This is a genomic window from Thiolinea disciformis DSM 14473 (assembly GCF_000371925.1).
Classification (GTDB): domain Bacteria; phylum Pseudomonadota; class Gammaproteobacteria; order Thiotrichales; family Thiotrichaceae; genus Thiolinea; species Thiolinea disciformis.
The window spans coordinates 208,445-218,164 of sequence record NZ_AQVE01000005.1; the positions used below are offsets into that span (position 1 = coordinate 208,445).

At 45.0% G+C, this 9,720-nt stretch carries 10 protein-coding genes and 3 pseudogenes; 10 read left to right on the forward strand and 3 right to left on the reverse strand.

Annotated features, from left to right (window positions below; all coding sequences use genetic code 11):
• The first annotated feature begins 87 nt into the window (after positions 1 to 87).
• The 3 genes from A3IE_RS20030 (at position 88) to A3IE_RS0106055 (ending at position 1,845) form a co-directional block, all read left to right on the forward strand.
• Positions 88 to 603 carry a HugZ family pyridoxamine 5'-phosphate oxidase gene (locus A3IE_RS20030; RefSeq protein ID WP_020394705.1) on the forward strand — a complete coding sequence of 172 codons (516 nt, stop codon included), beginning with the start codon at positions 88 to 90 and terminating at the stop codon, positions 601 to 603.
• Between the two features lie 266 nt (positions 604 to 869).
• Entirely contained in the window at positions 870 to 1,208 is a 339-nt protein-coding gene (locus A3IE_RS0106050; RefSeq protein ID WP_020394707.1) for a hypothetical protein, read from the forward strand.
• A gap of 295 nt (positions 1,209 to 1,503) precedes the next feature.
• On the forward strand, positions 1,504 to 1,845 hold the full coding sequence (locus A3IE_RS0106055) for a hypothetical protein (RefSeq protein ID WP_020394708.1): 342 nt from the start codon (positions 1,504 to 1,506) through the stop codon (positions 1,843 to 1,845).
• Positions 1,846 to 1,888: 43 nt separating this feature from the next.
• Here A3IE_RS0106055 and A3IE_RS0106060 read toward each other — a convergent pair whose 3' ends face one another.
• Positions 1,889 to 2,815, reverse strand: a complete 927-nt coding sequence (locus tag A3IE_RS0106060) for an alpha/beta hydrolase (protein WP_020394709.1) — start codon at positions 2,813 to 2,815, stop codon at positions 1,889 to 1,891.
• A gap of 174 nt (positions 2,816 to 2,989) precedes the next feature.
• Here A3IE_RS0106060 and A3IE_RS0106065 point away from each other — a divergent pair, with 174 nt between their 5' ends.
• The 5 genes from A3IE_RS0106065 (at position 2,990) to A3IE_RS20035 (ending at position 7,296) form a co-directional block, all read left to right on the forward strand.
• Entirely contained in the window at positions 2,990 to 3,403 is a 414-nt protein-coding gene (locus A3IE_RS0106065; protein WP_020394710.1) for an OsmC family protein, read from the forward strand.
• 33 nt (positions 3,404 to 3,436) lie between these two features.
• Complete coding sequence (gene cysS, locus A3IE_RS0106070; protein ID WP_020394711.1) at positions 3,437 to 4,819, forward strand: cysteine--tRNA ligase; 1,383 nt, start codon at positions 3,437 to 3,439, stop codon at positions 4,817 to 4,819.
• Positions 4,816 to 5,205 (forward strand): acyl-CoA thioester hydrolase YciA, encoded by a 390-nt coding sequence (yciA, locus tag A3IE_RS0106075; protein ID WP_020394712.1) that lies wholly within the window; start codon positions 4,816 to 4,818, stop codon positions 5,203 to 5,205. The genes cysS and yciA overlap by 4 nt, the downstream gene beginning before the upstream one ends.
• A gap of 462 nt (positions 5,206 to 5,667) precedes the next feature.
• On the forward strand, positions 5,668 to 6,084 hold the full coding sequence (locus A3IE_RS0106080) for a hypothetical protein (RefSeq protein ID WP_020394713.1): 417 nt from the start codon (positions 5,668 to 5,670) through the stop codon (positions 6,082 to 6,084).
• A gap of 225 nt (positions 6,085 to 6,309) precedes the next feature.
• A complete protein-coding gene (locus A3IE_RS20035) occupies positions 6,310 to 7,296 on the forward strand; it encodes an ATP-grasp domain-containing protein (protein ID WP_020394715.1) in 987 nt (328 codons plus the stop codon).
• A 42-nt stretch (positions 7,297 to 7,338) separates the two neighbouring features.
• Here A3IE_RS20035 and A3IE_RS0106095 read toward each other — a convergent pair.
• Positions 7,339 to 7,681: pseudogene (locus tag A3IE_RS0106095) on the reverse strand (transposase); the annotation flags it as partial.
• Positions 7,682 to 7,747: 66 nt separating this feature from the next.
• Here A3IE_RS0106095 and A3IE_RS0106105 point away from each other — a divergent pair.
• Together A3IE_RS0106105 and A3IE_RS22430 are read left to right on the forward strand one after the other, a co-directional pair.
• Positions 7,748 to 8,929: pseudogene (locus A3IE_RS0106105) on the forward strand (IS3 family transposase).
• Positions 8,930 to 8,954: 25 nt separating this feature from the next.
• Positions 8,955 to 9,083 (forward strand): annotated as a pseudogene (locus A3IE_RS22430) (IS3 family transposase); the annotation flags it as partial.
• A gap of 364 nt (positions 9,084 to 9,447) precedes the next feature.
• On the opposite strand, the gene A3IE_RS0106110 reads toward A3IE_RS22430, so the two are convergent.
• Positions 9,448 to 9,720: IS1 family transposase (locus tag A3IE_RS0106110; RefSeq protein WP_020394719.1), on the reverse strand; the 273-nt coding region annotated here is incomplete at its 5' end.

Consider the following 9,720-nt stretch of genomic DNA (forward strand, 5'->3'; position numbering starts at 1 on the left):
CAAATCAGCAAAATGCTCTAAGCTACTGTAAATATGGCATCCTATAAGGATAATCTAACTTATAGCTAAGATTGAAGGCTAATATGGATGGATACCGAGACTGAGTTAAACGCTGTTTTGCAAGCGTGCGAAAATTTTAAAAGTCAATTTGACAGCCTGATTTTGGCAACCGTTAATCCTCAAGGCGAAGCGGAAGCAAGCTATGCCCCTTATCTCGCCCAACAACAGCGTTATTATATTTATATCAGCACACTCGCTAGCCATACCCACAATCTCCTAGCGAAGCCTAAGTGCCAGATTTTATTCTTGGAAAATGAAGCCGACACCAAAAATCTATTTGCGCGCCAACGCTTCAGCTTGAATTGTGAAGTTAGCGAACTCGCTAGAGATACCCCTGATTTCACCAGTTGCTTAGATCAATTTGAGAAAAAATTTGGCAAAATGTTTAGCTTGCTGCGCGAACTCAAGGACTTTCGTTTATTTGAACTCACGCCTGTAAATGGCAAATATGTAGCAGGTTTTGGCAAGACCTATGAGCTAACGGGAGTCAATCTGAGCCAAATTCAAGCTATAAGCGCTGACGTACTTAAAAACCGAAAATAATTTATATTACTTTGTCTCCAAAAATGTTATTTATTAAAATTAATAATTATAAATAAATTAATTTTAATTAGAAAAATTTATAATAAAAAGATAGCAGTTCGTCGCTAATTAAACCGCAATAATCCTATGATGGATTCTCGAATTCAATCACTTACGTTAAATATTCAGTCATGAGTTTCCTCGGAGGCTCATCATTAAGGAATAAAGCATATTGATTAATCTGCTTTATAGAAGCAAAAACATTAATGGAATAAGGAGATAAACTCATGGCCTATCCTTTATACGGCGCTTATCGCCCAGCACCAGCAGTTTGTGGTTATGACGCTTGGGGACCTGTAAGCTGCAATAATCATTGGAATCGCCCAGCTTGGGGACACGACCGTCCTTGGGGTCGTTATAACACTTGGGATCGCCCTTGGGGTTACAATAACTGGAATAGCTATCGTCCATGGAATGCTAATAACTGGGGTAATAATAATCGCCCTTGGGGCCCTCGCGCTTGGAATGAACCACAAGATGTTAACATCATTAACATCATTAATAGATTATCTAACCAAGCTAATGCTGAATCTACCTCTAATTCTAATCAGCGTACTGTAGTATAAAGTTAAGTTTCAGTTAAATTATAAGGCTGACTTATGTCAGCCTTATTTTTTTTATCATTCAAAAATTACAAGCTCAACAAAACTACCAGCTTAATAGTAATTGCTTACTCATAATACTATTGACTGTTCATCGTTAATTAACGCTCGGCAATCACTGCTCTAATTCCCCAGCGCACTAATTTGTTGAAAATCAACACGTGGACAACAAATTCAGTTCACCTATTTATGTAGATAGCAATTGATTAATCTGCCTTATATTAAGGCGACAAAACTAATGCAATAAGGAGAGATACTCATGGCTACACCAGCACCGGCTCCAGCGCCCGCACCCCGTCCAGATCGTGATCATCGTTGGGAAGGTCCTAACCATTGGGGTCACAACCGTTGGGGCGGCCCTAACCATTGGGGTTATCCAGGCCCATGGCGCAATCCTTGGGCTTATGCGCCTAATCCTTGGGCTTATAACCCCTATGCTGCACCATACGCGCCAGCCTATGCACCTAACCCTTGGGCTTATAACCCCTATGCTGCACCGTACGCGCCAGCCTATGCACCTAACCCTTGGGCTTATCCTGCTGCACCTTACAATCCATGGGGCGCAGGTTTAGTTGGCAATTTGCTTAGAGCCGTTTTCTAATTAATTAGAATCAAATTTTTTCGGCTTTACTAAAGGCTAGCACTTATTTAGCTAGCCTTTTTTCTTTCCGTGATCCACGCTCAATCCAAGCGACTATATCGCTAATCACCTTATCCCCTTGTAGATCACGTGACAGCATGTGCCACCCATTCTCATAACGAATCTGCTGCGTGTTTGACGTTTTCGGTAAACGTTCCCACAATAAATTAATCGGTCTTTCTGGTACTAACTCGTCTTTTTGCCCATACAACAGCAAGGTAGGCAGTTTAATCTCATCTGCTGCCTCAAATCCCTTATCCATCAAATCGACTAAGCCTGCCAAGGTATCCACACGCGCTTTACGCAACATCCAAGGATCACGCCCCAACGCTGTGAGCATCGCAATATTATCGGAAGCTTGTATTTTCAAACCTTCACCAGAAGGTGACCAGCCTGGCGTAAATTTCAAGGTAAAATCTAAAGCCCAACGCTGATAAAAAGGCTGTGTAGCGCGCGTCCAAACCGCCGGCGCTTCTAGGATCAGACCGTCTGCCGCTAAACCTGTGTTGCGCCCCGCAGCGAGTAAACTGACCGCGCCCCCCATCGACATCCCCATCACATACAAGGGTGTGTCTGGATAAGTGCTACGCAGTAAACGAGTCATTTCGCGAGCATCTTGCGCCATACGTTCCGCACTAGACCACAAGCCGCGATAGGGCGAACGTCCAAAGCCACGCTGATCAAACGCCCACATCGCAATACCTTGTTTGGCAAAACGTTTACCAACCTGATCAAATGCGCCAGCATATTCATTAAAGCCATGAAATAGTAAAATGTGCGCACGCGCTTTACCTTCAGGTTGCCAATGATTGCCATATAACAGTGTACCATCACTGGCTTTAAAAACAGGCTGATTCAGCAATTGAATGGGCTGCTTAGCTTCCCCGACAGGTACTTGCAAGGAGGCACACGCACTTAGTCCAAAACTCATAACCAATATCCATACGATTTGATAAAAGTAGATAACATACCTTTGCTTCACTGCTGATAGTCCTATTAGCCCCAATAGCGTATTGCAACACCCTAGCAGGACTTAGACCTTTCCGCTACCATATAAAATTCAGGTGCAAACCCACTTTTAACTAATCCTTAGAGGGAGACTGTGATGAGTCAGACCAAAGATCCGCTGGGTGTTGTTGTGCAATTGCGTCAAAGCGAGGGTTATAGTTGCACCATTCAAGCAGGCAATCATCAACTGATCGCGGATGAACCCATTCCACTCGGTGGCAATGACGCAGGCCCAGCCCCCTATCAATACCTCAAGGCCGCCTTGGGTGCTTGCACGGCCATGACCATCAAAATGTACGCTGAGCGCAAAAAATGGCCGTTAGAGAATGCGATTGTTTCACTCAGGCATAGCCGAGATGCTAATAAGAACAGTGTGTTTGAGCGCGATATTAAGCTACTCGGCAACTTAGATGAAGAACAACGCCAACGCTTATTAGACATTGCAGATCGCTGCCCAGTCCATAAAACCTTAAGCCAAGGTGCTAGCATCTTGACTAAGCTAGTCGACTAACCTCTTCCCCAAAACTGTCTAAAAATCAAAATCATGTTGAATATTTATAATAGCCTCACCAACCGTAAAGAAGTCTTTATCCCGATTGAGCCCCATAAAATTCGTATGTATGTGTGCGGCATGACGGTATATGACTATTGTCATTTGGGACACGCGCGCGTGATGGTGGTATTCGACATGGTGTACCGCTACCTACAAGCCGCTGGCTATCAAGTCACTTATGTGCGTAATATTACGGACATTGACGATAAAATTATCAAGCGGGCGAATGAAAATGGGGAACCCTTTCAAGCCCTCACGTCACGCTTTATTGATGCTATGCACGAAGATGAGCGCGCACTGAAAATTCTGCCACCCACGCATGAACCGCGAGCCACACAAAGTATTGCAGGCATGATTCAAATCATCGAAACCCTGATTGAAAAAGGTTTTGCATATGTGGGACGCAATCAGGATGTGTATTACGATGTGTCGCAATTCGAAGGGTATGGCAAATTATCGGGGCGAAAACTAGAAGATCTGCGTGCGGGCGAACGCATTGCGATTGATGAAGTGAAGGATGATCCCTTGGATTTCGTGTTATGGAAAGCGGCTAAGGCTGGCGAGCCTGCTTGGGATTCTCCTTGGGGCAACGGTCGCCCTGGCTGGCATATTGAATGCTCAGCCATGTCGATGGAGTTGCTGGGGCATCATTTTGATATTCACGGGGGTGGGCATGACTTACAGTTCCCACATCATGAAAATGAGATTGCTCAAAGCGAAGCCTGCCACGGACATACTTATGTCAATGTATGGATGCACAACGGTTTTATCCGGATCAATGATGAAAAGATGTCTAAGTCCTTAAATAATTTCTTCACGATTCGCGATGTGTTGCAAAGCTACAAAGCAGAAGAAATTCGCTATTTCATGCTGAATAGCCATTATCGTAGCCCACTGAATTATAGCAATGAGTCCTTGGACAATGCCCGTGCCGCCTTGACACGTTTGTATACAGCCTTGCGCGATTTGCCAGTCGGTACAGTATTAGCACGCAGTGACTATGAACAGCGTTTCCGCGCTGCCATGGACGATGATTTTAATACCTCAGAAGCCATCTCAGTATTATTTGAATTAGCACGTGAGATTAATCGTGTACGCCAAGAAGACCTAAGCCAAGCTGCAAATTTAGGGGCAACCTTAAAGTATCTGGCTGGTATTTTAGGCTTGCTGGATGAAGAGGCAGAAGCTTGGTTGCGGGGTGGAAGCCAAACCACTGGCTTGTCAGATGCTACGATTGATAACTTGATTAGACAAAGGCTGGAAGCACGCACCAACAAAAACTGGGCTGAATCAGATCGCATTCGGGATGAATTAAAGGCTCAGGGCGTTATTTTGGAAGATAAGGCAGGTCACACGACATGGCGACGGGCATGAATAGCGATACTACTAAACCACATGGGCATTTATTGTTAAGAACCTTAGCGATGCCCGGTGATACCAATCCCAATGGGGATATTTTCGGTGGTTGGATTTTATCGCAAATGGACATTGCCGGCGGCATTTTAGCAAAAGAATTGGCTAAAGGCCGCGTGGTGACCATTGGTATTAATGCTATGAAATTTATGCATCCTGTGCATGTGGGAGACACAGTGGGTTGCTATGGCAAACTACTTCATACGGGTACTACCTCTATTACCCTACACCTACAAGTCTGGGTAAAAACCTCTCAAGGCGAGCATTATCAAGTAACTGAAGCCGACTTCACCTATGTCGCTATTGATGCGGACGGCAAAAAGCGCCCTTTAGCCTCCAATCCATAACTCTTTGAAATTATGTTATTCTTTGCTCAGTTTCTAGCAAGGTCGTGTGTTTAATACTAAACCTGCTTGCAAAAGTAACGCTGACATCAAGAGACCGGGCAGAGTGAATGACTCCTCCTAGCATCAAGACGCCGTCTCCTCGTCTTCTCTGCCCGGCCACTCTTTAATCTTTACGCCAAAGAAGCTTCATCGCCTTAGACCTACCATTAATAACCCACGACTTTGCTCAACATCTTTTGTTAGCGCTAAGCTTCAACCCTGAGATAGTAAATTTTGACCTCTCAATAAACTTTAATGTAATGCGCTCAAAGTTTTCTTGAATTTAGCTAGGGTCACCATCCAAAAATAATTATCGAACACAATACAACGCAAATACTCATCGTGACTTATATCAAACTCTAGAAAGCTCAAGTGCCTGTACTTAGAGACGCTTGGTAAAATCACTTAGAGGAATAAAACATTATGAGCGGGATTTTTAATTACGAAATTCCACGTACCCGTGGTTATGCACCTAACCATCGCGACCTAGCTGATAGACCACGCCATCGCCCAATCGACGACCATCGTTATGGCTGCAACGACTTTTTCTGCGGGCCATTTGGCGGCGCTCATCGCTACCTGCCACCTATGTATAAAGATTGGCTACGCTGCATTCGCAATGGTGATTGTGAGCCGCGTGTGACGACTCAAGCTCTTGGCGAAGAGGATGGTGGGCTTCCTCCAAGACCACCTATGGCAACCACTTTTGCGGTTGGTGAAGAGGATGGAGGATTTCATCCAACCCCGATTTGGTCTACTCGCGCTCACGGTGAGGAAGAGAGCAGTAGTCTACCACCTTCGCGCCATATAGGAACTCTAGCTGCTTTTGGCGAAAATTAGGCTTGCCCCTAACTCATGATAAGCTTATCCCGTGCTTAGATAAAACGCGGGATAAGCAATTAGCCGTAAACTTGTCATACGGATTTTTGAGACAGCTATCTATTGTTTTTTGAAACAAACCTTCAACCGAGGTCTTAACTTCCCCTTAGTAAGATTTTTGTTCAGTCTAGCCTTAGCATTACTTTGCTTTAATAGAGCCTTCATCCATTACCTGACACCTTGTTTATGACTGAGCCACTCATTTTAGTAGTTGGTTATGCCAACCAACCACAAACTGCACATCAAATTAATATGTTGTTGGCTCGTGGCGCACGCGTGGTCAATCTTGACCCTTATGGTCGGAATGGTGAGTATGCCCCTTTAGTTTGGAGCGATGATTATATTACATGGGCTGACTACCCCATTCCTGCTAACCACGTGCAGGGTGTCATACTCAGTGCTAATGCTCCTGAATTTCCAACCGAAGAGGCTTTTTATAAGCACCCCCATGGCAGCATTAATTGGGAAGAATGGTATCAACAGTTTGGTTTACAACGCGACCGCTCCGATACGCTATTAGGCTTATTACTTCATCTGGAGCAACATGGCGTGAAAATGCTAAATGCACCGAGCAAAAGTATTATTTCGCGCCGCAAAGCCTTCCAAATTCAGGCGATGCGAAGAGCTGGTTGTACCCTGCCCGCTACCCTAATCACCAATGATGCAAAAGCTGCACGTGCCTTTATTAACAATTACCCCGAATGTATCGCCAAACCAGCGGCGGGAGGCTCGTTAACCGTCTCAGCCAATCACCTATTAGAACAAGGTATTCTCGAGCGCCTACATGCCGCCCCTGCCATCTTTCAAGAACGCATCATCGGTAAAGACGTACGCGTGACCATTGTGAATGGCGAAATTGTCTCTAGCGTCATCATCAATGTACCGGAAGGCTTGCTCGACTTCCGTAATGCCCCCGGCTACCAAGAGGGGTTGACACAATATGTTGAACAACCTTTACCCGAGGCAGTCGCCGAACAATGCCGCAATGCTGTAAAAGCACTCGGCCTTACCTTCTCCGGCATTGATCTACGCCTAACATCTGAAGGTAAGTACGTTATGCTGGAGTGCAACTCAAGCCCTATCTATCTGGATGTCGAATATAAAACTAAACACTCCATCACAAAAAAAATCTGTGATTATTTTTTAGCGATCCCTGCCAGCGAAATCGGATAGCCTAAGAAGCGAAATGTAACTAACGTGAGTTTTGCATAAGAGTCACACACAAAGCATGTGTAATTCAGTAGCCCATTGTAGGAAATGGCTTTTTAGGTTGCCAGGTATAAGCAATGAGCGCACAGAGGAGATTGAACATAAAGTTAGCGACACTGCGATGCCGCGTGTGTTCTAGCTGTGAAATATTGTTGAGCTGATCATTGACGGTTTCAATTAAGGCGCGTTTACGCAGGAGGATTTTATCCTCTACGGGCATCAGTTGGTTTTTCATATTACGTTTTACACGAGTAATGAGCTGTAAGACTTGTTCAATCAAGGTTTCAAAGAGTTTTTTAGACAAATAGCCTTTGTCGCCAAACAGCTTGCCGGTCAGCCCCTGAGTGAGTTTAGGAACTGTTCTGGTCTACTAGAACCGGACACTTTGTTAAGAGGTGTTTTACGATCAGTAATGATGCCATCTAGGAAATTTCAGATGAAACAGAAACATCAATACGATACAGTTTTTAAGAAAGCGGCGGTGTTGTTAGTCATGGAGCAAGGGTATGGCATATGGCATGACGCAAGCCGCCGAAGCGGTGGGCACGAGTGTGAAGAATCGGCAACGTTGGAAGCAGCAGTATACACAGACTGGTAGTGTGAATGAGGTATTAAAGACGGAGGAGCGTACGGAACGCTTACGCCGTGAAGTAAAACAACTTCAGTGGGAGAAAGACATTCTAAAAAAGGCGAGCGCCTTCTTGGCGCGAGACATGTAGTAAAGTATCGTTTTATTAAACGGTTATCGAAGCCTTATCCGACCCACTTAGCCTGTCGGGTGATGGGTGTTAGCCGTAGTGCCTATTATGCCTGGCGGACATCGTTAGCACAGTCGAAGCCGTTAAACTCCACCGTCTGGCGTTTACGTCTTCGGTTGAAGACCTTATTTGACGAGAGTCGGGACAGTTTGGGTTCTCGTGGTTTAGTAAAACCCTTGCGCCAAGAAGGCTTTACGGTGGGACGCTATCGGGTTCGTACCCTGATGAAAATCTTGAATCTGACGGTTCAGCAACGACGGGCAGACAAAGCGACCACCGTGCGTGATCCGTCACACGGCGTCGTCGATAATCACCTGCATCGGGTATTTAATCCCCACCGTATCAATCAGGCGTGGGCGGGGGACATCACCTATCTGCGTACCTGTGAAGGCTGGCACTACCTGGCTATCGTGATGGATTTACATTCCCGACGCCTCATTGGCTGGGCATTGTCGGTGCATATCACCACCGATTTAGTGTTACAAGCGTTGCACCACGCCTTAGTATTACGACAACCCAACCATTCGTCAGGGCTGATGTTTCATTCGGATCGGGGATCACAATACACCAGCCAGCGATTTCAGCAAACACGCGCGTTACACGGGATTCAACCATCCATAAGTGGCAAAGGCGCTTGTTATCATAATGCCGTGGTCGAACGTTTCTTCGACAGCCTGAAACACGAGTGGTTAAAAAATATAACTTACCCCACACGTTCAGCAATGACTCAGGATGTACAAGCCTATATTTGCTACTATAACCACCAACGATTACATACCGCCAATGGCGATTTATCGCCAGTGGCTTTTGAACAAATGACTCTTAAACAGGTGTCCTAAATCACTTGACCAGAACAAACGCTTTGCCACCCGTGAACACATTAAGCAAACTGTGTTTGAATATATTGAAATAGGCTACAACCGTAACCGCCTGCACAGTCCACTTGGCTATCTTAGTCCCGTGGACTTTGAGGCTAAAGCTCTCGCATCTTGAGGTGTCCGAGATTATCTGGCCAGATCAAACCATTTCAGAGTGTTCTGGATGTCTTATTCAAAGAAGACGATGCCCGTGTCCGAGCGGGATATGGCGCTAATAACATGACCATCGTGCGGCATGTCATCACCAACCTACTACGGCAAGTATCTGGCAAGACCCGTTTAAAGTCAGACGCAAACAGGCCACTTGGTCGATTGATTTCTTGGAGCAGGTCTTGTGAAATCAGACGTGATTTTTTCAAGCGATTGCCCTGCCCTGCCCTGTATAAAGTTGTACTTCCAAATTTTTACAAAAAATGGCATCATAACATGTGAAAAGTTCATATAATGTTAAAAGTAATAAGTTAGCTTAATTTTTTGGGTCATGATTTAAAGGAGTTGAAGAAGCGTCTTTCGATACAGGTTCCAATGACTTTGTCATGAATCTCGATAGACTTAGAAAAACAGATCGTCTTGCGTGCTAGACGTTTAATCCAAATCCTCAAATTCAGGTTTTGCCGTTCAATGCTTTGTGTGTAGCGCTTAGTGATTAAATGCTTATCTTCAGGCAATAAACGCTCATAAGCGCCCCAATCATCCGTGCAATACAATGCCAGTTTGAAAGGTGTCAACCGTTCCAAGAGTTGCTTCAAGGT